The organism is Pseudomonas sp. URIL14HWK12:I5 (assembly GCF_900176445.1).
In the GTDB taxonomy this organism is placed as follows: Bacteria; Pseudomonadota; Gammaproteobacteria; order Pseudomonadales; family Pseudomonadaceae; genus Aquipseudomonas; species Aquipseudomonas monteilii.
This window is the reverse complement of the sequence record NZ_FWXQ01000004.1, coordinates 193,190-217,195: the sequence shown is the minus strand read 5'-3', so window position 1 is coordinate 217,195 and position 24,006 is coordinate 193,190. Positions and strand designations below refer to the sequence as shown.

Here is a 24,006-nt window from a genome sequence, read left to right as displayed (position 1 = left end):
CGGACTCATAGCTCAGCTGGATAGAGTACTCGGCTACGAACCGAGCGGTCGCAGGTTCGAATCCTGCTGAGTCCGCCATACCCCATCAAGAAGCCCGCTCATTTGAGCGGGCTTTTTGTTTTTCTGCGCCAATGAATTGTTGGTGATGTCGATCTACGCTCTTCTGTAATGATTGTGGTGTAGCTTGGCGCCGCCGTGCGGCAACCAAAACAAATGTGCTTTCCCATCCACAACAACCGTCGCACTGATAGCTTCGAGCGTTGTCCCAGCTTTATCACGCAAACGATTGTTCTGGCCAAAAATTTAAGCGATCTGACAGCTTTAGCAGTGTATGATTGCGCCCGTCAGCCCCGCCGGGGCTTGTGGAAAACCACCATGGACTTACCCAGTAGTTACTCGCTAACACGATTCATACAGAAAGATCTGACCGATTGATTCTCCCGGCGTGCTCCGCTGCTGGGAGTGGAGTTCGCCTATGACTGAAGTAGAAGTAAAAAAAGCGCAAGAGAGCCTGCAGGATCGCCTGGCCCAGGTGGTCGAACTGCTGCAGCGCCAGCGTGTGGTCGAAGACCTGACTCACCGCCAGGAGGGCGCGCACAACGACCTGGTGGAAAACCTCGTCCACCGCCAGAACCTCGTCGAGCTGCAGCGTAAGCTCGATGACCTGCACCCCGCCGACATCGCCTATATCCTCGAAGCCTTGCCCCTGGAAGACCGCCTGACGGTCTGGCAGCTGGTGCGCTCGGACCGCGATGGCGACATCCTGCTGGAAGTATCCGACTCGGTTCGTCAATCGCTGATCGCTGACATGGACGATCACGAGCTGCTGGCCGCCGCCAAGGAAATGGACGCCGACGAGCTGGCCGACCTGGCCCCAGAGCTACCGCGCGACGTTATCCATGAGCTGATGGAAACCCTCGATGCCCAGCAACGCGAACGTGTGCGTTCGGCGCTGAGCTACGACGAGGAGCAGGTCGGTGCGCTGATGGACTTCGAGATGGTCACCATCCGCGAAGACGTCAGCCTGGAAGTGGTGCTGCGCTACCTGCGCCGCCTGAAAGAGCTGCCCAACCACACCGACAAACTGTTCGTGGTCGATTACGACGGCATCCTCAAGGGTGTGTTGCCCATCAAGCGCCTGCTGGTCAACGACCCGGAGAAGAAGGTGGCGGAGGTCATGGCGACCGACCCGGTATCCTTCCAGCCCGAGGAAGATGCCTATGATGCGGCGCAGGCTTTCGAGCGTTACGACCTGGTATCGGCACCTGTCGTAGACAAGGGCGAGCGCCTGATCGGCCGTTTGACCATTGACGAGATGGTCGACCTGATCCGTGAAGAGAGCGAGAGCGAAGTCCTCAACATGGCGGGTCTGCGTGAAGAGGAAGACATCTTCGCCTCGGTCTGGCGCTCGTTCCGCAACCGCTGGGCGTGGTTGGCGATCAATTTGATTACTGCGTTTCTCGCTTCGCGAGTGATCGGGGTGTTCGAGGGGTCGATCGAAAAGCTGGTGGCCCTGGCTGCGTTGATGCCCATCGTTGCGGGTATTGGTGGCAACTCGGGCAACCAGACCATCACCATGATTGTCCGCGCCATGGCACTGGACCAGGTATCGCCGGGCAATACCAGCCGCCTGATGCGCAAGGAACTGGCGGTGTCGCTGATCAACGGCCTGGTGTGGGGCGGAGTCATTGGTGCCGTGGCTTTCTGGTTGTACGGTAGCTGGTCGCTGGGCGTGGTGATGACTGCAGCGATGACCTTGAACCTGTTACTGGCGGCGCTGATGGGTGTGCTCATCCCGATGACATTGGCCCGCTTGGGGCGCGACCCGGCGATGGGCGCGAGTGTGATGATCACTGCCGTGACCGACAGTGGCGGCTTCTTCATCTTCCTTGGCCTGGCCACGTTGTTCCTTCTCTAAGCCCAAACACAATCCTTTGCAGGAGCGGCCTTGTGCCGCGAAAGGCCGCTCCTGCAGAGGGCTGCGTTTGCTTCAGATAGCCCCCATAAAAAAAGCCAGCTTACGCTGGCTTTTTTGTGCTCGCTTGCAGGCCTCAGGAGGCGTCGGCGGCCATTTCCACATCGTGAGCGATGAGGGCGACCAAGGCATTCTGCTGGCGGTGGGACAGTTGGCGGAAGCGCTGCAGCAACTCGCGCTCATGCAGGGACAGCTCAGGGCTGTCCAGGCGCATGCTCAGCTCGTCACCCAAAGCACCTTCCTGGATAAGGCTCTGCTCCAGGCGCGCGATGATTTCGGAGTTCATGCTGCGGTGATGGTTGCGCGCTACCTCGGCAATGCGCTCACGCATCCCGTCTGGCAGGCGGACGACGAACTTGTCAGCGGTGCGGCTCGAATAAATAGCCTGTTTCATTGGGCGCATATAAATTGACCGGAGTTTGGTTCAGGGGAAGCGGTTCTCAAATTGGCCGCACGGGGTGGAAATACGACCGTGGCGACGACAAAATGTTCAACCGTCAGTGAAAAATGGATGCTCATCTTGCCTCATGGTCGCCGTTTCCTTGGCGTCAATTCTGTGACAAATAGTGGGCCGGATAAAGGCTTTATGCCAGTACCAATTATCAGAAATGAGCACTGGTTTGAAAAGTTTTACATGCTCCGGCTTGCCTGACTGTCAGTCTTTTGCCGTCAAAAACTGGTAAAACACAGCAAAAGGACAGGAAAACCCCTAGAATGCGCCGGTTTCCCTCCATAGAGCATAGTGGCTATGCAACATGACGCAAGCGACCGCCGATCAGGGACAGGCCGGCTGATATTTCTGGTAGGACCGTCCGGTTCGGGAAAAGATTCCCTGATCGACGCTTCGCGTGAGCGGCTGGCAGCCGCCGGGGTAGAGGTTGCCCGTCGGGTCATTACCCGCTCGGCCGAAGCCAAGGGCGAAGCTGCCCAAGGGGTCACGGCGGAACAGTTTGAAACCTTGTGTGCGCAGGGGGCATTTGCCATGTGCTGGCGGGCCAATGGCCTGGGGTATGGCATTCCTCGGCAGGTGGATGAGTGGTTGGCGGCGGGCAAGGCGGTGCTGGTGAATGGCTCGCGGGCTTACCTGCCCGAAGCGCGTCAGCGTTACCCGGACATGTTGGCAGTGCTGGTCGAGGTCAGGCCGGAGGTGCTGCGCCAGCGCTTGCTGGCCCGGGGCCGCGAAAGCGTTGAGGAGGTTGAACAGCGGTTGGCGCGTAGTGCTCGTTTGCAGGTGTTGTCCGATCCTTCGGTGCATGTGCTGGACAACTCGACAAGCCTGGAGGCAGCGGTCGCGGCCCTGTTCGGGTTGCTTCGCGATGAAGGTGTGCTGCCGCCGGTGTAGCAGTGCCAGAAAAGGATTACGCGAAAAAGCCAGGTAGAGGCATGACAAACGCCAGCATGCTGGTTAACATGCTGGCCGTCCCGCTGTGCAGCGCTCGCTGCCGGTGCTTGCGTCTCAGTAGCTCAATTGGATAGAGCATCCCCCTCCTAAGGGGAAGGTTGCAGGTTCAATTCCTGCCTGGGACGCCATTTCCTGTTTCCCCACATGCCCGCCATCCATCATTGCAACGCGCGATGGTGTTGTTCGTCTGCCTTGCTACCGGCCAGGCGCTGACGCATCACGAAGTACCCCACCACCACCAGTACCACTGTCAGCACTGTGAACCAGAACTGGAAGCGTGACGCCGGTTCGAATGCCTGGGTGCCGATCACCGCCAGCAAGGCGAACAACGCGACGATGTTGGCATACGGGAACAGCCAGGCCCGGAAGGCCGCCGGGTCGATCGCTTCATGGCGGGTTTTCCAGCGCATGGCCATGTGGGCGATGATGATGAAGATCCATACGACCATCACCAGGCTGCCGGTGCTCTTGGCCAAGGTCATGAACAGGTCGCCGCCGCTGACGAAGTGCACGGTCAGGATCATCGTGCAGATCGACAGGCTAAGCAGCAATGCATTGATCGGCACACCTTTGGCGCTCGTGCGCGAGAACAGCTTGGGTGCGTGCCCGCGCTGGCTCAGGGAGAACAGCATGCGCGAGTTGGAGAACATGAACGAATTCATCACCGACATGAACGAGACGAACAGCACCAGTTTCATGGCCACCGCAGCACCACCGAACCCGGCCAGGCTGAACAGCGAAACGTAGGGCGAGGCCAGGTTGGCCTTGTCGGTCCACGGCAGGCAAAGGATCAGGATCGACACCGAGCCTACATAGAACAGCATCACCCGCAGGATCACGCTCTTGATTGCGCGAATCACGTTCTGTCGCGGGTTTTCCGACTCACCTGCAGCCACGGCGGCAATTTCGCTGCCGCCCAGCGAGAAGATCACCACGATCACGCCAGCCATCACCGGTGACAGGCCGTTGGGCATGAAGCCGTCATGGGCGGTGAGGTTGACCAGCCCGGGGGAGGGGATGTTGCTGTGCAGGCCAAGCAGGATCGAAATGCCCAGTAGCATGAAAATGAGAATGGTGGCGACCTTCATCGCGGCCAGCCAGTATTCCACTTCGGCAAAGGAGCGTACCGAGTAGGCGTTGCTGGCCATCAACGTCACCAGCATCAGGAAAGCGCCTGCCCAGATCGGCAACCAAGGTAGAAAGTCATGCAGGATCGCGCCCAACAGCACTGCTTCGAGGGTGATGGTCATCATCGACTTGAACCAGTACAGCCAGCCGACAGCAAAACCGGCCCAGTCACCGAGGTAGGTGTTGGCGTAGGTCGAGAACGAACCGGCATCCGGGTTGCGGCAGGCCATTTCGCCGAGCATGAACATGACCAGGGTGACCACCAACCCCCCGATGAAGTACGACAGGATGGCCGCAGGGCCCGCCGATGCGATTAACGCGCCAGACCCCATGAACAGCCCGGCACCGATTACCCCGCCCAGGGCAATCATGGTGATGTGCCGCTGCTTCAGGCTTTGTTTCAAACTGTTGGATTGCATTTCCTTGTCCTCTCTTATTATTGGGGGCCGACAACGTTCCCCTACGCAGGCACTGTCGTGCGCCTGCGTCCACGCGTGGCAAATAGCTACCAGGCTGCCACCATGGACAATAAGGCCAAGGACCTCAAACGAATTCTATGCACAACATCCTGCTGATTTTTCCTAAGGACTGTTGCGCTTCATGTCGCACGGCGGACACTTTCTCCTAAAGCCCCCAGTGCTTCAACGCCCACAACACCCCCATGCCCACAACCAGCGTCAGCATCGTGCTGCGTGTGCGCCAGGCTACCAACGCAGCCAGGACCGCCGCGGGTATCTGCGGGTTCGTCCAGTCGAACCCGGCATGCCGGTCAGGGAAGACCACGGCCGGCAACACCAGCGCAGCCAGTACACTGGCCGGCACATAGGCCAATGCGCGGCGAAACAGAGGCGGGATGCGCAACACCGTGTGCAGTTCGATGAACGACAGCCGGATGGCGAAGGTGCCCAGGCCAATCAGCACGAAGGTTATCCACTGGGTCGTTTCGCTCATGATGCGTTCTGCTCTGTATGGGCTTCAGGTACGGCGTGTTGTTTTTGCCGACTCTCGATGGCCAGCCCGGCGATGATTCCGCCGACGGCACCGGTCAGCAGGCCAAGGTTGTAGGGCAGGTCAACGGCCAGCACCGCAAGCACGCCACCGGTCAGCGCGGCGCCGAGCATGGCGGTATTGCGAATGCCGGGTATCAGCAAGGCCAGAAAAGACAACGGTATGGCAAAACCCAGTGACCAGTCTTCCGGAATGCCTGCGCCCAGGTACATGCCCGCCAGTACCGAGAGGTTCCAGCCGAACCACATGGTGATCGCCGTGCCGGCGTAATAGGGGTAGGCATGCTGGCCTAGTCCGCCTGTGCCCATTTTCAGTGTGCACAGGGCGAAGGACTGATCCGACAGCATGAACGCCATTGGCCATTTGTGACGGCGCGGGAGGTGGCCCAGGTGTGGGGCCAGGCTGGCGCTGTACATCAGAAAACGCAGGTTGATCACCAGTGCGGTGACCACCATCGTCACTGGCAGGGCGGCGTTTTGCATCAATTGCATCACCACCATTTGCGCAGAGCCGGAGTAGAACAGCAAGGTCATGCCAATGGCGTCGGCGGGTGACAGGCCCATGCCGATTGCCGTAACCCCGGTGATCAGGCCAAAAGGCACAATGCCGGAGGTCAACGGCATAACGCTTTGTGCGCCCTGCTTGAATGCTTGGGTCGCGCTTGGGTACTGCATGGGAGTTCCTTGAAGCTGTTCGGAGGGTGCATGGACACCCTCACGTTAATGCGCCTGACAGTTGGCCACAACGTCAGATTTCTGAAATAGTAGGCCTAAAAAATATAGGCCTCATACCGTGTATCTCGACAGCCCCACCCGGCACTCGCTCCAGCTCAATGCCTTGCGTGCCTTCGAGGCGTCTGCGCGCCTGGGCGGTTTCGCGCGTGCCGCCCTCGAACTCAAGGTCACCCCAGGGGCCATCGCCGCCTTGGTCAAGACGCTGGAAAACGAATACGGCGCTGCGTTGTTCGAGCGCCATGCCAAGGGCGTACGCCTGACGCCCCTGGGTGAGAGCGTGAAAAGCCAGTTCACCGAGGCGTTCGATGCAGTGGAAGCCGCCGCGCGCACGTTACGGCGGCTGGCTGCGCCGCAGCGTGTGCACATTGTAACGTCGCCGGCCCTGGCGCAGTTGTGGATAGGGCCACGCCTGCCGGAACTGACCCGCCTGCTGGCGCCCATCGAGATTTCGGTTACGGCGGTGGATGAGCCGCCCAACCTCAAACGTAGCCCATTCGACCTGTGCCTGTTCTACACCGAAAAACCCGAACGCTGGCAGCGCAGGATCGCCACGGAAGAAGTGTTGCCCGTATGCGTACCCGCCTTGGCAGAGAGCATCATCACCCCTGCGGACCTTGCCAATGCCCGTTGCATTGCTGACGTAGGCTGGAATGACTGGGCGGTGTGGGCCGGCGCAGCCATGCCGGGGCACAATTTCGTGGCCCGTGGGCCGGGTTTTTCCCTGTACTCGATTGCATTGCAGCAGGCGTTGCTGGCTGCCGGTGTGCTGATCGGGCGCAGAAGCCTGGTGCAACGCTATCTGGACAGCGGCGAACTGGTGGCGCCCATCGACTGCGCGGTGCCTTTGGGCATGACCATTGCCGCGTGGCGATTACCGGGTGCCAAGGGCAACCAGGTGGTGGCTGCGGTGGAGGAGGCGCTGCTGCAGTTGGCTTGAGCCTTGGCGCTGCCTGTCGGGTGGCGCCCCCGACAGGCCTCGTCGCCAATCCTCACACGTGGCTTATCGCGTCTTCATTGCCATCTGATGTGCCGTCTGCCTGGGAGAGCTGTTCTTGTGCTTTCTCCTGGACCCGGTTCTCGATCTCCTCTTGCAAGCGCTGAGCGATCAACTCGCCGACCTTGGCCTTCACCTCTGGCGGCAGGGCTTCGTACTGCGCTTCGGTCAGGCCAATTTCGCTCAGCAGTTTTTCCTTGATCATCTCGCCGTGCGATTTGGACATCAGGTCCTGAAACGCTTGCCGGGCAGTGCTGGTGGTCAGTTGCTCCGGGCTGTCCTGCCCGGTTACGCCAGAGCCAAGGTTTTGCAGCATCACCTTGAATTTGGCGAAAGCCTCCTCCCGGGCATCCTCAGCGTTCTGCTGCGCCGTGTTGCCTTGGTTTTGCTGCTGGGCTGTCGTGCTGGCGGTGGTGATTGCCGTGCGCAAATCCGTAGCCTGCGCCGCAGCCTGTTCATCGTTGGCGCGCTGTGGTTGATGGAGCGTGGGCTGCCAGCTGACGCCGTTGTGGGCGATTATCATGTTTCCTCCTTGGAAATCGTGTTGGCAGGCGTTACGCGCAAAAGCCATGCCAGCGCTATGGCAGCTGGAAACCGGGCGTTGGGGCTATTCCGGTTGCACGCTGGCGGGCATATGCTTGCCCGTCACAGGCATCATCTTGCCGCCTGCGGCAATTACCACCACTGTCGGCAGCCCCTTGACCGGAGCGCAGTTGCTGGGCATCAGGGAGAGCGTCCATGAATCAGGAAACCAGGCCGGCCCCCGCTGGCTTCAGTGAACAGCAGTTGCACACATTGTTCGAGTTGATCAGCGATGGCATCTGGGACTGGAATGCCAACACCGGCTACGTCTATCGCAACCCGGGCTGGTACGCGATGCTCGGCTACGCCAGCCACTCCATGGCCAACTCGGTACTGACCTGGGAAAGCGTGATCCACCCGGAAGACTACCCACGGGTAATGGCACATTTCGAGGCGTACATCCGTCAGCATAACGAGCGCTACCTCATCGAATACCGCTGCCGTTGCCACGATGGCAGCTACCTGTGGATCGAAGACAGCGGCTACATCATCGACCGTAACGAAGACGGTTCGGTGGCGCGCATGCTCGGTGCTCACCGCAATATCGACGCCGGCAAACGCCTGGTCGAGCAGCTGGAGCAGAAGAACCAGTCGCTGGAAGGGCAAGTGGCCGAGCGCACCCGTGAGTTGTCCTGGGTGAACCAGCAGTTGCAGCGGCAACTGGACGAGAACCGTGAGTTGGCTGAGCGCGATGCGTTAACCCGCATTGCCAACCGCTATCGATTGGAAAAGGCATTGCAGCGGGAGTGCGAGCGGGCGCAGCGCTTTCGCCAGCCGTTGTCGCTGATCGCCATGGACCTGGATGATTTCAAACCGATCAACGACCGCTACGGGCACGCCCGGGGCGATGCAGCGCTGGTGCGGGTGGTCGACAGCCTGCGGACCTGCCTGCGCGAACTGGACCTGTTGGCGCGCTGGGGCGGGGACGAGTTCGTTATCGTACTGCCGCAGAGCACGCTGGGCGAGGCGCTGGATGTCGCCGGGCGCTTGCGCCAGGTGATGGCGCAACTGGAACCGGTGGGGGAGTGCCGTCTGACCATGAGTTATGGCGTGGTGCAGTGGCAGGAAGGGGAGGACCAGCATGCGCTGCTGGCGCGGGCTGATAAGGCAATGTACCGGGCCAAAAGGGCCGGCAAGAATGCCATCGCCGAGTGAATTGGTTTGCCGGTACAGGTATAAAAAAGACCCGCAGCGCCTCTCGGCGCGGCGGGCCAAATCGGCCTCGGCCGCTTCAGTGTCAGATATGCAGGGCGTGGCCCAGGGCACGCAGTGCCGCTTCCTGTACCGCTTCACCCAGGGTCGGGTGGGCATGGATGGTACCGGCCACATCCTCCAGGCAGGCACCCATCTCCAGCGACTGGGCAAACGCCGTGGACAGCTCGGAAACCGCCACGCCAACCGCTTGCCAGCCCAGGATCAGGTGGTTGTCACGCCGCGCGACCACGCGCACGAAACCGCTTTTCGACTCCAGGCTCATGGCCCGGCCGTTGGCGGCGAACGGGAACTGCGCGACGATGCAGTCCAGGCCTTGCTGACTGGCCTGTTCCGGCGTCTTGCCGACCACGACCACTTCCGGGTCGGTGAAGCACACGGCGGCTATCGCAGCGGGTTCGAAGCGGCGTGCCTTGCCGGCGATGATCTCGGCCACCATCTCGCCCTGGGCCATGGCCCGGTGCGCCAGCATCGGTTCGCCGGCCACGTCGCCGATGGCCCAGACGTTGTGCATGCTGGTCTGGCAGCGCTCGTCGATGGCAATCGCGGCACCATTCATCTTCAGGTCCAGGCATTCCAGGTTGAAGCCCTTGGTGCGTGAGCGGCGGCCCACGGCCACCAGCACCCGGTCGGCTTCCAGGCGCAGTTGTCCGCCCTTGCCATCGTTGGCCAGCAGCCAGCCATTTTCGTAACCTTCGACGCTGTGGCCAAGGTGCAGGGCGATACCCAGCTTTTTCAGCGACTCGGCCACCGGGGCGGTCAGTTCGCTGTCGTAAGTCGGCAGGATGCGCTCGCGCGCTTCCACCACGCTGACCTGCGCGCCGAGCTTGCGGTAGGCGATACCCAGCTCCAGGCCGATGTAGCCACCGCCCACCACCACCAGGTGTTGCGGCAGGGCTTTCGGTGCCAGGGCCTCGGTCGAGGAAATCACCGGCCCACCCAACGGCAGCATCGGCAGTTCGACACTGCTGGAGCCCGTGGCCAGCAACAGGTGCTCGCACTGGATGCGCTGGCCATCCACCTCGACCTGCTTGCCATCAAGCACCTTGGCCCAGCCGTGCACCACCTTCACCCCGTGCTTTTTCAGCAGGGCGGCGACACCAGTGGTCAGGCGATCGACGATGCCGTCTTTCCAGGCCACGCTCTGGCCGATGTCCAGGCGTGGCGAAGCCACGCTGATGCCCAGCGGCGAGGGTTCGGTAAAGCGCGAGGCCTGGTGGAACTGCTCGGCCACATGGATCAGCGCCTTGGACGGAATGCAGCCGATGTTCAGGCAGGTACCGCCCAGCGCCTGGCCTTCCACCAACACGGTAGGGATGCCCAGTTGCCCGGCGCGGATGGCCGCCACATAGCCGCCAGGGCCGCCGCCGATGATCAACAGGGTTGTCTGGATAGTCTGTTGCATGCTCACTCCACGAACAGGCAGGCGGGTTGTTCGAGCAGGCCACGCATGGCCTGGATGAACAGGGCGGCGTCCATGCCATCGACCACGCGGTGGTCGAACGAGCTGGACAGGTTCATCATCTTGCGCACGACGATCTGGCCGTCGATCACCACGGGCCGCTCAACCATGCGGTTGACACCGACGATCGCCACTTCCGGGGTGTTGACCACCGGCGTGCTGACGATGCCGCCCAGGGCGCCGAGGCTGGTCAGGGTAATGGTCGAACCGGACAGCTCTTCGCGGCTGGCCTTGTTGTTGCGCGCAGCGTTGGCCAGGCGTGAAATCTCACCGGCATTGGCCCACAGGCTGCCCGCTTCGGCGTGGCGCAGCACGGGTACCATCAGGCCGTTGTCACCTTGGGTGGCGATGCCCACATGCACCGCGCCATGGCGGGTTATGATCTGCGCTTCGTCATCGTAGGTGGCGTTTATCTGCGGGAAGTCACGCAGTGCCACGACCAGGGCGCGCACCAGGAACGGCAGCAGTGTCAGCTTGCCGCGGCTGTCGCCGTGCTTGCTGTTGAGCTGCTGGCGCAGGGCTTCCAGGGCGGTGACGTCGATTTCTTCCACATAGCTGAAGTGCGCGACCCGGCGCTTGGCGTCCTGCATGCGCTGGGCGATCTTGCGGCGCAGGCCGATCACCGGCACCTGCTCGCTGTCGGTGCGCCTGGCATAGCCATTGGGGGTTTGCCCGGCAGCGCTTTGCGGTTTGCTCATGAACGCGTCGAGGTCTTCGTGCAGGATGCGCCCGGCCGGGCCGCTGCCGTGCACATAACGCAATTCGATGCCGGCATCGAGGGCACGTTTGCGCACCGCCGGCGAGGCCAGCGGCTTGTCGCCCGGCTGGCGCGGCACGATGGGCGCTGCCTCGTGGCTGGCTGACGCCTGGTACGCCGCCGGTTTAACGTCTTTCTGTGGTTCAGGTTTAGCGGCTACCGGTGCCGCAGGCACTTCGGCCGGCTTGGCTTGCGGCACATCCACATGGTTGCCGCTGCCTTCCACTTCGATGCGGATCAGCTCACTGCCGACCGCCATCACTTCACCTGGCTGGCCACCTAAGGCCAGCACCTTGCCGCTGACCGGCGACGGGATTTCCACGGTGGCCTTGTCGGTCATGACGTCGGCTACCACTTGGTCCTCGGCGATGATGTCGCCCACCTTGACGAACCATTCCACCAATTCGACCTGCGCGATGCCTTCGCCAATGTCCGGCATCTTGATGACGTGCGTGCCCATTCAGACCTCCATGACCTTTTTCAATGCCGCACCTACCCGCGAAGGCCCTGGGAAGTAAGCCCATTCCTGCGCGTGAGGGTAGGGGGTGTCCCAACCGGTGACGCGCTCGATCGGCGCCTCCAGGTGGTGGAAGCAGTGCTCCTGCACCAGCGACACCAGTTCTGCGCCAAAGCCACAGGTACGGGTGGCCTCGTGTACTACCACGCAACGGCCGGTCTTTTTCACCGACTCCACGATGGTGTCCAGGTCTAGCGGCCACAGGCTGCGCAAGTCGATCACTTCGGCATCCACGCCACTTTCTTCGGCGGCCACCTGGGCCACGTACACGGTGGTGCCATAGGTGAGCACGGTCACGTCATTGCCGGGGCGGGTGATGGCGGCCTTGTCCAGTGGCACGGTGTAGTAGCCATCGGGCACGGCGCTGTGCGGGTGTTTCGACCACGGCGTAACCGGGCGGTCATGGTGGCCGTCGAACGGGCCGTTGTACAGGCGCTTGGGCTCCAGGAAGATCACCGGGTCGTCGCATTCGATCGAGGCAATCAGCAGGCCTTTGGCGTCGTACGGGTTGGATGGCATTACGGTGCGCAGGCCGCACACCTGAGTGAACATCGCTTCCGGGCTCTGGCTGTGTGTCTGGCCGCCATAGATACCGCCACCGCAGGGCATACGCAGGGTCAGCGGGGCGATGAACTCGCCGGCCGAACGGTAGCGCAGGCGGGCCATTTCAGAAACGATCTGGTCGGAGGCCGGGTAGAAGTAGTCAGCGAACTGGATTTCCACCACCGGGCGCAGGCCGTAGGCACCCATGCCCACGGCGGTGCCGACGATGCCGCTTTCAGAGATGGGCGCGTCGAACACGCGGGACTTGCCGTACTTGGTCTGCAGGCCCTCGGTGCAGCGGAACACGCCGCCGAAGTAGCCGACGTCCTGGCCGTACACCACCACATTGTCGTCGCGCTCAAGCATGACATCCATGGCCGAGCGCAGGGCCTGGATCATGGTCATGGTAGTGGTGGCCATGGCGGTTTCCGGGTTGATGCTGTTGTTGTGGTCGTTCATCTCAAACCCCCAGTTCCTGGCGTTGGCGGCGCAGGTGGTCGGGCATCTCCTTGTACACGTCCTCGAACATCGAGGCGGCGCTCGGGATGTGACCGTTGGCCAGGGTGCCGTACTGCTCGGCTTCTTTTTGCGCAGCAATCACGGCCGCTTCGAACTCGGCCGTGGTGGCCTGGTGTTCTTCTTCGGACCAGTGGCCGATCTTGATCAGGTGCTGCTTCAGGCGGGCGATCGGGTCACCCAGCGGGAAGTGGCTCCAGTCATCGGCAGGGCGGTACTTGGACGGGTCGTCCGAGGTCGAGTGCGGGCCGGCACGGTAGGTGACCCACTCGATCAGGCTCGGGCCCAAACCACGGCGGGCACGTTCGGCAGCCCAGCGCGAAGCGGCGTAAACGGCGACGAAGTCGTTGCCGTCCACCCGCAGCGAAGCGATGCCGCAGCCCACGCCACGGCCGGCGAAGGTGGTCGACTCGCCACCGGCGATGGCCTGGAAGGTTGAGATGGCCCACTGGTTGTTGACCACGTTGAGGATCACCGGGGCGCGGTAAACGTGGGCAAAGGTGAGGGCGGTGTGGAAGTCCGATTCGGCAGTGGCGCCGTCGCCGATCCAGGCCGAGGCAATCTTGGTATCGCCCTTGATCGCCGAGGCCATGGCCCAGCCGACCGCCTGGACGAACTGGGTCGCCAGGTTGCCGCTGATGGTGAAGAAGCCGGCCTCGCGTACCGAGTACATGATCGGCAGCTGGCGGCCCTTGAGGGGGTCGCGTTCGTTGGACAGCAACTGGCAGATCATCTCCACCAGCGACACGTCGCGGGCCATCAGGATGCTTTGCTGACGGTAGGTGGGGAAGCACATGTCGGTGCGGTTAAGCGCCAGCGCCTGGCCGCTGCCGATGGCTTCTTCGCCCAGGCTCTGCATGTAGAAGGACATCTTCTTCTGGCGCTGGGCAACCACCATGCGGCTGTCGAAGATCCGCGTCTTGAGCATGGCGCGCATGCCTTGGCGCAGGATCTGCGGGTCGATGTCTTCAGCCCACGGGCCTTGGGCGTCGCCTTGCTCGTCGAGCACGCGGACCAGGCTGTAGGACAGGTCGGCGGTGTCGGCAGCGTCGACATCGACAGGGGGTTTACGGGCTTGACCTGCATCGTTCAGGCGCAGGTAGGAAAAATCGGTCTGGCAGCCTGGCCGGCCGGTGGGCTCGGGCACATGCAAACGCAGGGGGGCGTACTCGTTCATGCTTTTTACGCTCGCTCGGGTATTTGTTTTTGTGAGCTCTGAAGCGGCCGCCGCTGAGTACCGGCTTGTGACTGGTAAGTCAGCGTCCCCTACATCTTAGTGGTCCGGCAGGAGAATTTTTCTCTCAAGTTGATTGCCTTTGCCGAGCGGGGCAGATAAACATTCCGCATAAACACAAAAAACCGGTGATTTTGTCTCATGCGCAAACTCGATCGTACCGATATCGGCATTCTCAACAGCCTGCAGGAAAACGCCCGCATCACCAACGCCGAGCTGGCACGCTCGGTCAACCTGTCGCCCACGCCCTGTTTCAACCGGGTGCGGGCCATGGAAGAGCTGGGGGTGATCCGCCAGCAGGTGACCTTGTTGTCGCCCGAGGCGTTGGGGCTGGATGTGAATGTGTTCATCCATGTCAGCCTGGAAAAACAGGTAGAGCAGTCGCTGCACCGCTTCGAGGAAGAAATTGCCGAACGGCCCGAGGTGATGGAGTGCTACCTGATGACGGGCGACCCGGACTACCTGTTGCGGGTACTGCTGCCAAGTATCCAGGCGCTGGAGCGGTTTCTCGATTACCTCACGCGGTTGCCGGGGGTGGCGAATATCCGCTCGAGTTTTGCCTTGAAACAGGTGCGCTACAAGACAGCCTTGCCGTTGCCGGCCAATGGCATGACCTTGCGCGAATAGAAGAGGCCCCAGGCGTTCGAGAGGCTGCTTGATATTTTAAACACCCCCAGCCTATGTTGTTGTCAGCCTACAACAACAAGGACAAGCGTCATGAGCATCGCTCAGCTCCAGGGCATCGATGAAATCGAATGCGTCACCCCCGACCTCAACGGCGTCCCACGCGGCAAGGTGATGACCGCCGAAGGCTTTCTCGAAGGCCGCCGCCTGCAGATGGCCCGTGGGGTGCTGCTGCAATGCATCATGGGCGGTTACCCGCCGGCGAAGTTCTACGGCAGCGACGACGGCGACCTGGCACTGGTCGCCGAACCCAGCCAGGTCCATCGCCTGCCCTGGAGCAACGACGCCCGCGCCCTGGCCATTTGCGACGCCAATGAACTGGATGGTCGCCCCTCGGCACTGTCCACCCGTGGCCAGCTCAAGGCCGTGATCGCCCGCTACGCGGCGCTGGGCCTGGCGCCAGTGGTGGCGACCGAGCTCGAATTCTTCGTCTTTGCCCCCAACAGCGATCCCCAGCAACCGTTCCAGCCACCGCTGGGCACCGACGGCCGCCGCGAGCTGGGCCATTCGGCATTCAGTATCAGTTCCAACAACGGCCTGCGCCCGTTCTTCAATGAGGTGTACCAGTGCATGGCCGCGCTCGGCCTGCCGCGCGACACCTTCATGCACGAAATGGGCGTCAGCCAGTTCGAGATCAACTTGCTGCATGGCGACCCGCTGCTGCTGGCCGACCAGACCTTCCTGTTCAAACACTTGCTCAAGGAAGTGGCACTCAAGCACGGGCTGACCGTGGTGTGCATGGCCAAACCGCTGGCGCGCACGCCTGGTAGTTCCATGCATATTCACCAGAGCCTGGTCGATACCGGCAGCGGGCGTAACGTGTTCAGCGATGAGCAGGGCCAGCCTACCGATACCTTCCACCATTTCATCGGCGGCCTGCAGGCATGCATGGCCGACTTCACTGCGCTGTTTGCGCCCAACGTCAACTCGTACCAGCGGCTGTGCCACCCCTATGCGTCGCCGAACAACGCCTGCTGGTCCGAGGACAACCGTGCAGCAGGCTTGCGCATCCCGGCCAGTGCAGCGGTAGCGCGGCGGGTGGAAAACCGCTTGCCCGGCGCTGACGCCAACCCCTACCTGGCCATCGCCGCCTCCCTGGCCGCGGGGTTGCACGGCATCGAGCAGCGCCTGCAACCTTCGCCGGCGATCCAGGGCGAGTTCGAAGTGCCGGAGCACTTGAGCTTGCCATGCACCCTCCATGCGGCGCTGGAGCGGCTCAAGCGCAGCGCGCTGGCGCGGGAACTGTTCGGCAGTGAGTTCATCGAAGGCTACATCGCCAGCAAGACCTTGGAGCTGACCGATTTCTTCGACGAAATCACCCCGTGGGAGCGCCGGGTTCTGGCGGCACAGGCCTGATCGCGACACGACCTGCACCGGACACGCCCCGGCTGCACCATTTTGCAGTCGGGGGCCTGCAAGGACCGGCGTTTGCCCTTATGCTGCTAGCACCTACCGCCACCTGACCAGGGAGCATTGCGGGACGTATGCGAAATGTATGGAAGCCGTTTCAGTCGTTGTATTTCGCCGCGCTGATGATGTTGATCGGCTCGGGTCTGCTCAGTACCTACCTGGCGTTGCGCCTGGCGGCCGACCACGTCGACAGCCTGTGGGTGGGCGCGTTGATGGCGGCCAACTATTTTGGCCTGGCGGTGGGCGGCAAGGTCGGCCACCGGCTGATCGGCCGGGTAGGGCACATTCGCGCCTACGCCACCTGCGCCGGCATCGTCGGTGCGGCGGTGCTCGGCCATGGCCTGACCAGCTGGCTGCCGGCCTGGGTCGGGCTGCGCATGATCGTGGGCCTGGGCATGATGTGCCAATACATGGTCATCGAGAGCTGGCTCAACGAGCAGGCTGATGTGAAGCACCGTGGCGCGGTGTTCAGCGGCTACATGATCGCATCGTACCTGGGGCTGGTGCTTGGCCAGCTGATCCTGGTGGTGCACCCCGCGCTCGGCCCGGAGCTGCTGATGCTGGTGGCGATGTGCTTTGCCTTGTGCCTGGTGCCGGTGGCGATGACCCGGCGCATTCACCCGGCGCCCTTGCGCCCGGCGCCGATGGAGCCGAAGTTCTTCATCAAGCGTGTGCCGCAATCGCTCAGTACGGTATTGGGCTCGGGATTGATCGTCGGCTCGTTCTACGGCCTGGCGCCCTTGTATGCCTCCAGCCAGGGGATGACGACCGAGCAGGTCGGCCTGTTCATGGGTAGCTGCATTTTTGCTGGCCTTTTGGTGCAGTGGCCACTGGGCTGGTTGTCTGATCGTTACGACCGGGCGGTGCTGATTCGCAGCGTGGCAATAGGCCTGGCGTTGGCCGCTGCGCCCTTGGCGATACTGCCCAGTGTGCCGCTGGAGTTGCTGTTCGGTATCGGCTTTTTGATTTCGTTGCTGCAGTTCTGCCTGTACCCGCTGGCGGTGGCGTTTTCCAACGACCACGTGGAAAGCGAGCGGCGGGTGTCGCTGACCGCCATGCTGCTGGTGACCTACGGTGTGGGGGCGTGCATCGGGCCCCTGGCGGCGGGCGTGCTGATGAAGGTGCTGGGCGCACAGATGCTGTACGCGTTCTTTGTGTTCTTCGCCTTGGTGCTGGTGTGGCGCATTCGGCCGAAAGCGGTTACTGGGCTGCACCAGGTTCAGGATGCGCCGCTGGGCCACGTGGCGATGCCGGCGGCCGGTTCGCCGTTGTCGGCAGCGCTGGACCCACGGGTGGATGAGCAGACCGTGCAGGACATGATGCAGGCGCCGGTAGCGGCTGAAGATACCGAGGATGAAGACAAAGGGGCTGAGCAACAGGCAGCTGAACCGGAGGCGGTCAGCAAGTCGGTGTAAGCCAGTACCGGCCTCTTCGCGGGGCAGGAAGAGCACAAATGAAAACGCCACCTCAGCAGGTGGCGTTTTTGCTTAACAGCTAGCCGACGATCAGTAGTCGTCCTTGTCGAACCGCCGCGCCTCACGCTGCAGCTGGTATACAAAGCTCTCGATCTTGCGCTGTGCCTGCCCGCTCAGGTTATGGAAGCGTACGCCGGCAAAGGTGGTGTTGATGCGCTCTTCATAGTGCAGGTGGCGCAGTTCGACCATGGTGTCCACCAGGCCCAGCGGGTTGCCCGCCTTGAAACGCTCGTACACCTGGCCCAGTTGCAGGCGGTCTTCGACATTGCCTTCAAAGCGCAGTTTGCAGCCGGTAGCCGAGATATCCAGCAGTTTGCCGCGCAGGGCCCCGTTGCCCTTCAGGTGGGCGCCGTCGAGGATGATATCGACCAGTTGCGACAACTTCAGCGCGGCGCGGAAGGCATTGCGGCGCTGGTGGTAGGTCATCTCTTCTGGCATGGGGCCGCTGTAGCAGCGGTGGCCGTCGACTTCGGTAATCTTCAGCGTGTGGTTGCATTCCCAGGCGATGCGCACGCCATCGTGGAAACCTTCGATGCGGAAGTGCTCGCCGTTCTCGATGAACTTCTCACCATCGCGGGGGATCATTTCGTCCAGGGCCAGGGTGTTGCTTTCACGGTCCACGTGCACCACATAGCTCTGAAAGCGCTGGCTACGGTCGTGGAAGGTGATGATGAGGGGGTCGTGGCTTTCCTGCAGCTGCCGTAAGTTGGCCGCAATCTCCAAGGGGGTGCTCAGCACCTTTGGCGGTTGCGGGGCATCGGATTCATTGAACACGGCTTATCGTTCTCCAGGCAAAAGCGACACACGCAATTAACGGCATTTTGCCAGTATGTTCCGTGCCTTGATAGAAAAAATCACACTTGGCTGAGGGCCCGTGGCTTGGCCAGCGGCGAGGTGCTGCCGCGGCTGTCGTACAGCGACGGCGAATCGCCGCCCATGAGGATCCGGATCTGGTTGCTGGTGACGTGTTGCTGCACCTGGATGATCCGGCCATTGGTCTCGTTAAGCTGTTGGCAGGCTTGCATCAACTGGCTGATCACGTCGAGTTGTTGCAGGATCAATTCACCGTTGGGCGATTGTGCCGCCACAGCCTCCACACCGGCGCGGTCTGCGCTCAGGCCGAGGCTGGTAAGCAGGTTGTTGCGCCGCAGGCCTTGCTGCTCGAGCAACACGATCAATGACTGCTTGCGGGCCAGAATATTTTCCAGCGGGGCCATATCGCGGCCATGCAGGGCTACAGACTCCTTTTGCAGGAGGTCGAGCAGTTCCTGCATCGGGGCAATGTCGTCTTCGATCAATTGCAGCAAGGTGATGTCGTGCATGGCTAACTCTTGGCTTTTCTAGCGTCCGTGAAGTCAGCGCGCCGTACGGTCAGCGCTGGGCTTCGAAATCGAGCAGTTTGCTGGCGACCCGGCCGGCATCGACCTGGTAGCTGCCGTCGGCGATCGCCTGTTTCAACTGGGCCACGCGGGCGCTGTTGACCACGGGCTCGTCGCGCAGCTTGTCGCTGATCTTCTGCAACTGCTGGGCCTCTTGGCTGAGGTGCACCGCTTCTCCGCTGACGCTGGTGGCGCTGGCCGCTTCCTGGCTGACTGCCGGTTTTTCGGCGCTGCCCGACGCGGAGTTGCCGCGCACACCGCCCGTGACGGACGGCGAGTTATTCAAACGACTGAAGTCGATGACCATGATCAGAAACCTCTGGGTATTTGGACGCTTGCCTTGTTTTCGGCCAACCCGATAGAAACTTTAGGCACAAATGCATCGCCGCCTGTCAGCAAGCTCGCGAACCCGTGTTCTGACACAGTTTAGGAAAAGCGGTTCCTCACTGCCAGCCTAATCTGGTGGCCGGCCTACATACTGACCTCGACTTGGCCGGGGCCGGTCACCCTGGCCTTCACCACTCGCTTGGAGTTGAGGTTGCGTACCCGTATCTGCTCGCTCAGGCCGCCCTTGCTCAGGGCCTCGCCCGGCATGCGCACGCTCAGGCTGCCGCTGCGGGCAATGATTACCACCTGGTCACCCTTGCGGACCACCTCGGCCTGTTCCAGATGCTGCGGGGTCAGCACCTGGTCGATCACCGTGGGGCGCAGCATCTTCATGCCCACTGCCTGGTCCAGTTCAGTCAGAAAGCCCTGGCCAAGGGTGCCGACATCGCGCTCGCGCAGGGCCACGTCGCCTTCGCCAACCGTGTTGTCGCGCTTGAGCGGGCGGGTTACCACCACCACGTCGCGGAACAGCCGCACGGTAGCCGGTACGAACACTGTCCACGGGGCTGCGCTGTCGCAGCGGACCCGTACCGTTACCCGGCCTAGCGGCAGGGCGGGGCTTTCCAGCGAGGCGTCCAGCGGCTGGCTGCACAATGGCATGCGCAGGCGCGGGTCCAGCGGGTTGACCTGTATCTCATAGCGACCAGGGGTCTGGGTGGTGGCCAGGTAATCTTCTACCGTGAATTCAAGAAACCCTTGGGTGACACCGATAAGTTGTTCAGGCAAGGTGAACGCGTCCGCTAACGTACGAACGCCGGGCGCCAGCAGGCACAGCGTGGCCAGCAAGCCGGTCAGCAGGCGCGTCAATCGTCGGAAAAATGTCGTTTTCGTGTGCATGACGCTCAAAAAAGCAAAGCCCGTGCCGACTCGCTACCTGAGTTGCAACGAAAGGCTGAAAGATTAAGGAGTCTGGCATGGCGGGTGTTATGGATTCGGTCAACCAGCGCACACAGCTGGTGGGGCAGAATCGCCTGGAATTGCTGCTGTTTCGCCTCAATGGCGAGCAGCTTTACGGCATCAACGTGTTCAAGGTCAGGGAAGTGCTGCAGTGCCCTGCGCTGACCCTGCTGCCCAAGGCGCACCCGGTGGTGCGTGGCGTTGCCAACATTCGCGGGGCGACCATCCCGATTCTCGACCTGTCGATGGCCACCGGGTTGCGGCCGCTGCAGGAAGACACGCGCAACAGCTTCGTGATCATCACCGAGTACAACACCAAGACCCAGGGCTTCCTGGTGCACTCGGTGGAGCGCATCGTCAACATGAACTGGGAAGAGATCCATCCGCCACCCAAGGGAACTGGCCGTGACCACTACCTGACGGCGGTCACCCGGGTAGACAACCGGATGGTCGAGATCATCGATGTGGAGAAGGTGCTGGCCGAAGTGTCGCCATCGTCGGAATCGGTATCGGCCGGGGTGATCGACGCCGAAGTGCAGGACAAGGCCGTGCTGATGCGGGTGCTGACCGTCGACGATTCGTCGGTGGCGCGCAAGCAGGTCAGCCGCTGCCTGCAGACCGTAGGGGTCGAGGTGGTTGCGCTCAACGATGGCCGTCAGGCTCTGAACTACCTGCGTCAGTTGGTGGATGAGGGCAAAAAGCCGGAAGAAGAGTTCCTGATGATGATCTCCGACATTGAAATGCCGGAAATGGACGGCTATACGCTAACGGCGGAGATCCGCAGCGACCCGCGCATGCAAAAATTGCACATCTGCCTGCATACTTCGCTCTCCGGGGTGTTCAACCAGGCAATGGTCAAGAAGGTCGGCGCCGATGACTTCCTGGCCAAGTTCAAGCCGGACGACCTGGCCCAGCGGGTGGTCGACCGGATCAAGGCAGCGCATTGAAGCAGCCGGGGGCAGGCCCCCGGCACCAGTGATTGAAAAGAGGCGGCAGTAGTGTCTACGGGTAATTTGGATTTCGAACAGTTCCGGGTATTCCTGGAGAAAGCCTGTGGCATCCTGCTGGGCGAGAATAAGCAGTACCTGGTTTCCAGCCGTCTCAACAAGCTGATGGAACAACAGGGCATCAAGAGCCTGGGCGAGCTGGTACAGCGTATCCAGGCCCAGCCGCGCGGCGGTTTGCGCGAGCAGGTGGTGGATGCCATGACCACCAACGAGACCCTGTGGTTTCGCGATACCTACCCGTTCGAAGTGCTGAAGAACAAGGTGATTCCCGAGTTCATCCGCAACAACCCAGGCCAGCGCCTGCGCATGTGGTCGGCGGCCTGTTCGTCGGGGCAGGAGCCATATTCCATCTCGATGGCCATCGACGAGTTCGAGCGCAGCAACCTGGGCCAGCTGAAGATGGGGGCGCAGATTGTGGCCACCGACCTGTCAGGCACCATGCTCACCAACTGCAAGACCGGTGAGTACGACAGCCTGGCCATTGCCCGTGGCCTGTCGCAGGAGCGCCTGCAGCGCTACTTCGACCCCAAGGGGCCAGGGCGCTGGGCGGTGAAGCCGGCCATTCGCAGCCGCGTCGAGTTCCGCTCGTTCAACCTGCTCGACAGCTATGCCAGCCTGGGCAAGTTCGACATCGTGTTCTGTCGCAACGTGCTGATCTACTTCTCGGCGCAGGTGAAGAAGGACATCCTGCTGCGCATTCACAGCACCCTGAAGCCGGGTGGCTACCTGTTCCTCGGCGCCTCGGAAGCCCTGAACGGGTTGCCGGATCATTACCAGATGGTGCAGTGCAGCCCGGGGATCATCTACCAGGCCAAGTAAGCACGAAGGCCGGCAGCGAAAGTTGCCGGCCTTTTTGTTGGCCTGTACCGGCCTCTTCGTGGGCGCGCCCGCGAAGAGGCCGGTACAGGGGAAAGACTGACGTCAAATTTTTGATTTGCCGCTTTTGCCATCCGGCAATTGCCGCTTTCGCCGCCCAAGGCGGAAGGCCTTTGCCGCTTTTCTGGCATCACCCTGACACCACCGTACCTCGAAAGCCTGTGTTTTCGGGCTTTTCACGCGTTGGCACAGCCCTTGCTATACCTTGCTCAACGACATTCCGGTCAACCTCTGAAGGTTTCCCCGACATGAGCATCAGCTTCGACAAGGCGCTTGGCATTCACGAAAAGGCACTGGGCTTCCGCGCCCAGCGCGCTGAAGTGCTGGCCAACAACATCGCCAACGCCGACACGCCCAACTACAAGGCGCGTGACATGGACTTTTCTTCGGTGCTCGCCGCCGAAACCAGCAAGCAGCAAAGCGGCCGCTTCGCCATGGACCGTACCAACAGCCGGCACATCGAAGCCGAAGGCCTCGCCATTGCCGCTGACGATACCCTCAAGTACCGCACACCGCTGCAGCCGTCGATCGACCAGAACACCGTGGACGCGCAGATCGAGCAATCGAACTACACCGAAAACGCCATTGGCTTCCAGGCCAGTTTCACCTTGCTCAACAGTAAATTCAAAGGGCTGGTTTCCGCCCTGCGGGGAGAATGACCATGTCCCTTTCCAGTGTTTTCAACATTGCCGGTAGCGGTATGAGCGCGCAGAACACGCGCCTGAATACCGTTGCGTCCAACATTGCCAACGCCGAGACCGTGTCTTCGAGCATCGACCAGACCTACCGCGCCCGCCATCCGGTGTTCGCTACCACCTTCCAGGACGCACAGGCCGGCAGCAGCCAGTCGCTGTTCGAAGACCAGGGTGAAGCAGGGCAGGGCGTGCAGGTAAAAGGCATCGTCGAAGACCAGAGCACCCTCGAGGCACGTTACGAGCCAAACCACCCGGCGGCGAACAAGGACGGCTACGTCTACTACCCGAACGTCAACGTGGTCGAGGAGATGGCTGACATGATCTCTGCCAGCCGCGCGTTCCAGACCAATGCCGAACTGATGAACACGGCCAAGACCATGATGCAGAAAGTGCTGACCCTGGGGCAGTGATAAGGAATTCGGACCATGGCAATCGATACTAACGGTGTGAACCTCAATGACGTGCTGTCGGCGTCGGGCGTGGGCACCAGCACCAAAAAGACCACGGACACTGCATCCAAGACTGGCACCGATTCGCTCGGCAAAGATGCTTTCCTGCAGTTGCTTGTCACCCAGATGCAGCACCAGAACCCGCTGGACCCGCAGGATAACGGCGAGTTCGTTGCCCAGCTGGCGCAGTTCAGCAGCCTGGAAGGTATTACCTCGCTGAACGACTCGGTCAGCGCCATCACCAGTGCCATGGCTTCGTCCCAGGCGCTTCAGGCATCGTCGCTGGTAGGGCGGTCGGTGGTGGTTCAGAACGACAAGGCCGTGGTTGACACCGCTGAAAGCTTCAATGCCCAGTTCGTTGTACCCCAGGCCATCAGTGAAGCGAAGATCACCATCAAGGATAAGGACGGCAACACGGTCAAGACCATCGAGTTGGGTGAGCAGAAAGCCGGTTACGCCGACTTCATCTGGGACGGTACCAACAACAGTGGCGAGAAAGTGGACCCGGGCACTTATACCTTCACTGCAAGCACCACAGTCGATGGCAAGGCGGTGCAAATGAGCACGCTGTTGCCGGCCAAGGTCACCAGTGTCAGCTTCAGTGCCTCGGGCGAAATGGTGCTCAACCTTGCCGGTGTAGGCAAGGTCTCCCTCTCCGACGTGCAAACCATCGGTATCTAAGG

At 61.6% G+C, this 24,006-nt stretch carries 25 protein-coding genes and 2 tRNA genes; 14 read left to right on the top strand and 13 right to left on the bottom strand.

The window, feature by feature from the left end; translation table 11 throughout:
• Position 1: 1 nt before the first annotated feature.
• Positions 2 to 78 (top strand) — tRNA-Arg (locus B9A31_RS11435).
• A 397-nt stretch (positions 79 to 475) separates the two neighbouring features.
• Positions 476 to 1,918, top strand: a complete 1,443-nt coding sequence (gene mgtE, locus B9A31_RS11430) for a magnesium transporter (RefSeq protein ID WP_016711838.1) — start codon at positions 476 to 478, stop codon at positions 1,916 to 1,918.
• A gap of 133 nt (positions 1,919 to 2,051) precedes the next feature.
• Here mgtE and B9A31_RS11425 read toward each other — a convergent pair whose 3' ends face one another.
• Positions 2,052 to 2,378, bottom strand: a complete 327-nt coding sequence (locus B9A31_RS11425; protein WP_003254499.1) for an Arc family DNA-binding protein — start codon at positions 2,376 to 2,378, stop codon at positions 2,052 to 2,054.
• Between the two features lie 345 nt (positions 2,379 to 2,723).
• Here B9A31_RS11425 and phnN point away from each other — a divergent pair, with 345 nt between their 5' ends.
• Together phnN and B9A31_RS11415 are read left to right on the top strand one after the other, a co-directional pair.
• Positions 2,724 to 3,317 (top strand): phosphonate metabolism protein/1,5-bisphosphokinase (PRPP-forming) PhnN, encoded by a 594-nt coding sequence (phnN, locus tag B9A31_RS11420; RefSeq protein ID WP_019099590.1) that lies wholly within the window; start codon positions 2,724 to 2,726, stop codon positions 3,315 to 3,317.
• Between the two features lie 111 nt (positions 3,318 to 3,428).
• Positions 3,429 to 3,505, top strand: a tRNA-Arg gene (locus tag B9A31_RS11415).
• Positions 3,506 to 3,535: 30 nt separating this feature from the next.
• Here B9A31_RS11415 and B9A31_RS11410 read toward each other — a convergent pair.
• The 3 genes from B9A31_RS11410 to B9A31_RS11400 form a co-directional block, all read right to left on the bottom strand.
• A complete protein-coding gene (locus B9A31_RS11410; protein ID WP_025753865.1) occupies positions 3,536 to 4,924 on the bottom strand; it encodes an amino acid permease in 1,389 nt (462 codons plus the stop codon).
• A 205-nt stretch (positions 4,925 to 5,129) separates the two neighbouring features.
• Positions 5,130 to 5,456 carry an AzlD domain-containing protein gene (locus B9A31_RS11405; RefSeq protein WP_016711836.1) on the bottom strand — a complete coding sequence of 109 codons (327 nt, stop codon included), beginning with the start codon at positions 5,454 to 5,456 and terminating at the stop codon, positions 5,130 to 5,132.
• Positions 5,453 to 6,187, bottom strand: a complete 735-nt coding sequence (locus B9A31_RS11400) for an AzlC family ABC transporter permease (protein ID WP_019099589.1) — start codon at positions 6,185 to 6,187, stop codon at positions 5,453 to 5,455. The genes B9A31_RS11405 and B9A31_RS11400 overlap by 4 nt, the downstream gene beginning before the upstream one ends.
• 118 nt (positions 6,188 to 6,305) lie before the next feature.
• Between B9A31_RS11400 and B9A31_RS11395 the strand changes: the two genes are divergently transcribed.
• Positions 6,306 to 7,184 carry a LysR family transcriptional regulator gene (locus B9A31_RS11395; RefSeq protein ID WP_016711834.1) on the top strand — a complete coding sequence of 293 codons (879 nt, stop codon included), beginning with the start codon at positions 6,306 to 6,308 and terminating at the stop codon, positions 7,182 to 7,184.
• Positions 7,185 to 7,236: 52 nt separating this feature from the next.
• Here B9A31_RS11395 and B9A31_RS11390 read toward each other — a convergent pair whose 3' ends face one another.
• Positions 7,237 to 7,764 carry a hypothetical protein gene (locus tag B9A31_RS11390; RefSeq protein WP_019099588.1) on the bottom strand — a complete coding sequence of 176 codons (528 nt, stop codon included), beginning with the start codon at positions 7,762 to 7,764 and terminating at the stop codon, positions 7,237 to 7,239.
• Between the two features lie 215 nt (positions 7,765 to 7,979).
• Between B9A31_RS11390 and B9A31_RS11385 the strand changes: the two genes are divergently transcribed.
• Entirely contained in the window at positions 7,980 to 8,978 is a 999-nt protein-coding gene (locus tag B9A31_RS11385; protein ID WP_019099586.1) for a sensor domain-containing diguanylate cyclase, read from the top strand.
• A gap of 82 nt (positions 8,979 to 9,060) precedes the next feature.
• On the opposite strand, the gene lpdA is transcribed toward B9A31_RS11385, so the two are convergent.
• The 4 genes from lpdA to B9A31_RS11365 are packed head-to-tail and all read right to left on the bottom strand — an operon-like array spanning position 9,061 to position 14,007.
• The gene (lpdA, locus tag B9A31_RS11380) at positions 9,061 to 10,440 is read right to left on the bottom strand and encodes a dihydrolipoyl dehydrogenase (protein WP_019099585.1); all 1,380 of its coding nucleotides are present in this window, start codon (positions 10,438 to 10,440) and stop codon (positions 9,061 to 9,063) included.
• A gap of 2 nt (positions 10,441 to 10,442) precedes the next feature.
• On the bottom strand, positions 10,443 to 11,714 hold the full coding sequence (locus B9A31_RS11375; protein ID WP_027615311.1) for a dihydrolipoamide acetyltransferase family protein: 1,272 nt from the start codon (positions 11,712 to 11,714) through the stop codon (positions 10,443 to 10,445).
• Positions 11,715 to 12,773, bottom strand: coding sequence for an alpha-ketoacid dehydrogenase subunit beta (locus B9A31_RS11370; protein WP_012273542.1), 1,059 nt, complete (start codon positions 12,771 to 12,773; stop codon positions 11,715 to 11,717). It lies immediately after the preceding gene.
• A gap of 1 nt (position 12,774) precedes the next feature.
• A complete protein-coding gene (locus tag B9A31_RS11365) occupies positions 12,775 to 14,007 on the bottom strand; it encodes a 3-methyl-2-oxobutanoate dehydrogenase (2-methylpropanoyl-transferring) subunit alpha (RefSeq protein WP_019099583.1) in 1,233 nt (410 codons plus the stop codon).
• Between the two features lie 198 nt (positions 14,008 to 14,205).
• Here B9A31_RS11365 and bkdR point away from each other — a divergent pair, with 198 nt between their 5' ends.
• The 3 genes from bkdR (at position 14,206) to B9A31_RS11350 (ending at position 17,573) form a co-directional block, all read left to right on the top strand.
• A complete protein-coding gene (gene bkdR, locus B9A31_RS11360) occupies positions 14,206 to 14,691 on the top strand; it encodes a Bkd operon transcriptional regulator BkdR (RefSeq protein ID WP_012273540.1) in 486 nt (161 codons plus the stop codon).
• 171 nt (positions 14,692 to 14,862) lie between these two features.
• The gene (locus B9A31_RS11355) at positions 14,863 to 16,104 is read left to right on the top strand and encodes a glutamine synthetase family protein (RefSeq protein WP_178092344.1); all 1,242 of its coding nucleotides are present in this window, start codon (positions 14,863 to 14,865) and stop codon (positions 16,102 to 16,104) included.
• 128 nt (positions 16,105 to 16,232) lie between these two features.
• Positions 16,233 to 17,573 (top strand): MFS transporter, encoded by a 1,341-nt coding sequence (locus B9A31_RS11350; RefSeq protein WP_025753858.1) that lies wholly within the window; start codon positions 16,233 to 16,235, stop codon positions 17,571 to 17,573.
• 90 nt (positions 17,574 to 17,663) lie between these two features.
• Here B9A31_RS11350 and B9A31_RS11345 read toward each other — a convergent pair whose 3' ends face one another.
• The 4 genes from B9A31_RS11345 to flgA all read right to left on the bottom strand — a co-directional run bounded on the left by B9A31_RS11345 (position 17,664) and on the right by flgA (position 20,236).
• Positions 17,664 to 18,407, bottom strand: coding sequence for a flagellar brake protein (locus B9A31_RS11345; protein WP_025753857.1), 744 nt, complete (start codon positions 18,405 to 18,407; stop codon positions 17,664 to 17,666).
• 80 nt (positions 18,408 to 18,487) lie between these two features.
• A complete protein-coding gene (locus B9A31_RS11340; protein WP_016711824.1) occupies positions 18,488 to 18,955 on the bottom strand; it encodes a flagella synthesis protein FlgN in 468 nt (155 codons plus the stop codon).
• A 49-nt stretch (positions 18,956 to 19,004) separates the two neighbouring features.
• A complete protein-coding gene (flgM, locus tag B9A31_RS11335; RefSeq protein WP_027609419.1) occupies positions 19,005 to 19,319 on the bottom strand; it encodes a flagellar biosynthesis anti-sigma factor FlgM in 315 nt (104 codons plus the stop codon).
• A 164-nt stretch (positions 19,320 to 19,483) separates the two neighbouring features.
• Entirely contained in the window at positions 19,484 to 20,236 is a 753-nt protein-coding gene (flgA, locus tag B9A31_RS11330) for a flagellar basal body P-ring formation chaperone FlgA (RefSeq protein WP_019099579.1), read from the bottom strand.
• A 77-nt stretch (positions 20,237 to 20,313) separates the two neighbouring features.
• Between flgA and B9A31_RS11325 the strand changes: the two genes are divergently transcribed.
• From B9A31_RS11325 to flgD, 5 genes are all read left to right on the top strand, one after another.
• Complete coding sequence (locus tag B9A31_RS11325; protein ID WP_010955104.1) at positions 20,314 to 21,243, top strand: chemotaxis protein CheV; 930 nt, start codon at positions 20,314 to 20,316, stop codon at positions 21,241 to 21,243.
• A gap of 51 nt (positions 21,244 to 21,294) precedes the next feature.
• On the top strand, positions 21,295 to 22,122 hold the full coding sequence (gene cheR / locus B9A31_RS11320) for a protein-glutamate O-methyltransferase CheR (protein ID WP_004575768.1): 828 nt from the start codon (positions 21,295 to 21,297) through the stop codon (positions 22,120 to 22,122).
• A gap of 305 nt (positions 22,123 to 22,427) precedes the next feature.
• Positions 22,428 to 22,838 (top strand): flagellar basal body rod protein FlgB, encoded by a 411-nt coding sequence (flgB, locus tag B9A31_RS11315; RefSeq protein ID WP_016711821.1) that lies wholly within the window; start codon positions 22,428 to 22,430, stop codon positions 22,836 to 22,838.
• A gap of 2 nt (positions 22,839 to 22,840) precedes the next feature.
• Positions 22,841 to 23,284, top strand: a complete 444-nt coding sequence (gene flgC, locus B9A31_RS11310) for a flagellar basal body rod protein FlgC (protein ID WP_027609421.1) — start codon at positions 22,841 to 22,843, stop codon at positions 23,282 to 23,284.
• A gap of 15 nt (positions 23,285 to 23,299) precedes the next feature.
• Positions 23,300 to 24,004, top strand: coding sequence for a flagellar hook assembly protein FlgD (gene flgD, locus B9A31_RS11305; RefSeq protein WP_016711819.1), 705 nt, complete (start codon positions 23,300 to 23,302; stop codon positions 24,002 to 24,004).
• Positions 24,005 to 24,006: the final 2 nt, after the last annotated feature.

Coding starts and splice junctions, on each gene's coding strand:
- mgtE (WP_016711838.1), top strand. CDS start 476: ATGACTGAAGTAGAAGTAAAAAAAGCGCAAGAGAGCCTGCAGGATCGC.
- B9A31_RS11425 (WP_003254499.1), bottom strand. CDS start 2,378: ATGCGCCCAATGAAACAGGCTATTTATTCGAGCCGCACCGCTGACAAG.
- phnN (WP_019099590.1), top strand. CDS start 2,724: ATGCAACATGACGCAAGCGACCGCCGATCAGGGACAGGCCGGCTGATA.
- B9A31_RS11410 (WP_025753865.1), bottom strand. CDS start 4,924: ATGCAATCCAACAGTTTGAAACAAAGCCTGAAGCAGCGGCACATCACC.
- B9A31_RS11405 (WP_016711836.1), bottom strand. CDS start 5,456: ATGAGCGAAACGACCCAGTGGATAACCTTCGTGCTGATTGGCCTGGGC.
- B9A31_RS11400 (WP_019099589.1), bottom strand. CDS start 6,187: ATGCAGTACCCAAGCGCGACCCAAGCATTCAAGCAGGGCGCACAAAGC.
- B9A31_RS11390 (WP_019099588.1), bottom strand. CDS start 7,764: ATGATAATCGCCCACAACGGCGTCAGCTGGCAGCCCACGCTCCATCAA.
- B9A31_RS11385 (WP_019099586.1), top strand. CDS start 7,980: ATGAATCAGGAAACCAGGCCGGCCCCCGCTGGCTTCAGTGAACAGCAG.
- lpdA (WP_019099585.1), bottom strand. CDS start 10,440: ATGCAACAGACTATCCAGACAACCCTGTTGATCATCGGCGGCGGCCCT.
- B9A31_RS11375 (WP_027615311.1), bottom strand. CDS start 11,714: ATGGGCACGCACGTCATCAAGATGCCGGACATTGGCGAAGGCATCGCG.
- B9A31_RS11370 (WP_012273542.1), bottom strand. CDS start 12,773: ATGAACGACCACAACAACAGCATCAACCCGGAAACCGCCATGGCCACC.
- B9A31_RS11365 (WP_019099583.1), bottom strand. CDS start 14,007: ATGAACGAGTACGCCCCCCTGCGTTTGCATGTGCCCGAGCCCACCGGC.
- bkdR (WP_012273540.1), top strand. CDS start 14,206: ATGCGCAAACTCGATCGTACCGATATCGGCATTCTCAACAGCCTGCAG.
- B9A31_RS11355 (WP_178092344.1), top strand. CDS start 14,863: ATGACCGCCGAAGGCTTTCTCGAAGGCCGCCGCCTGCAGATGGCCCGT.
- B9A31_RS11350 (WP_025753858.1), top strand. CDS start 16,233: ATGCGAAATGTATGGAAGCCGTTTCAGTCGTTGTATTTCGCCGCGCTG.
- B9A31_RS11340 (WP_016711824.1), bottom strand. CDS start 18,955: ATGCACGACATCACCTTGCTGCAATTGATCGAAGACGACATTGCCCCG.
- flgM (WP_027609419.1), bottom strand. CDS start 19,319: ATGGTCATCGACTTCAGTCGTTTGAATAACTCGCCGTCCGTCACGGGC.
- flgA (WP_019099579.1), bottom strand. CDS start 20,236: ATGCACACGAAAACGACATTTTTCCGACGATTGACGCGCCTGCTGACC.
- B9A31_RS11325 (WP_010955104.1), top strand. CDS start 20,314: ATGGCGGGTGTTATGGATTCGGTCAACCAGCGCACACAGCTGGTGGGG.
- flgB (WP_016711821.1), top strand. CDS start 22,428: ATGAGCATCAGCTTCGACAAGGCGCTTGGCATTCACGAAAAGGCACTG.
- flgC (WP_027609421.1), top strand. CDS start 22,841: ATGTCCCTTTCCAGTGTTTTCAACATTGCCGGTAGCGGTATGAGCGCG.
- flgD (WP_016711819.1), top strand. CDS start 23,300: ATGGCAATCGATACTAACGGTGTGAACCTCAATGACGTGCTGTCGGCG.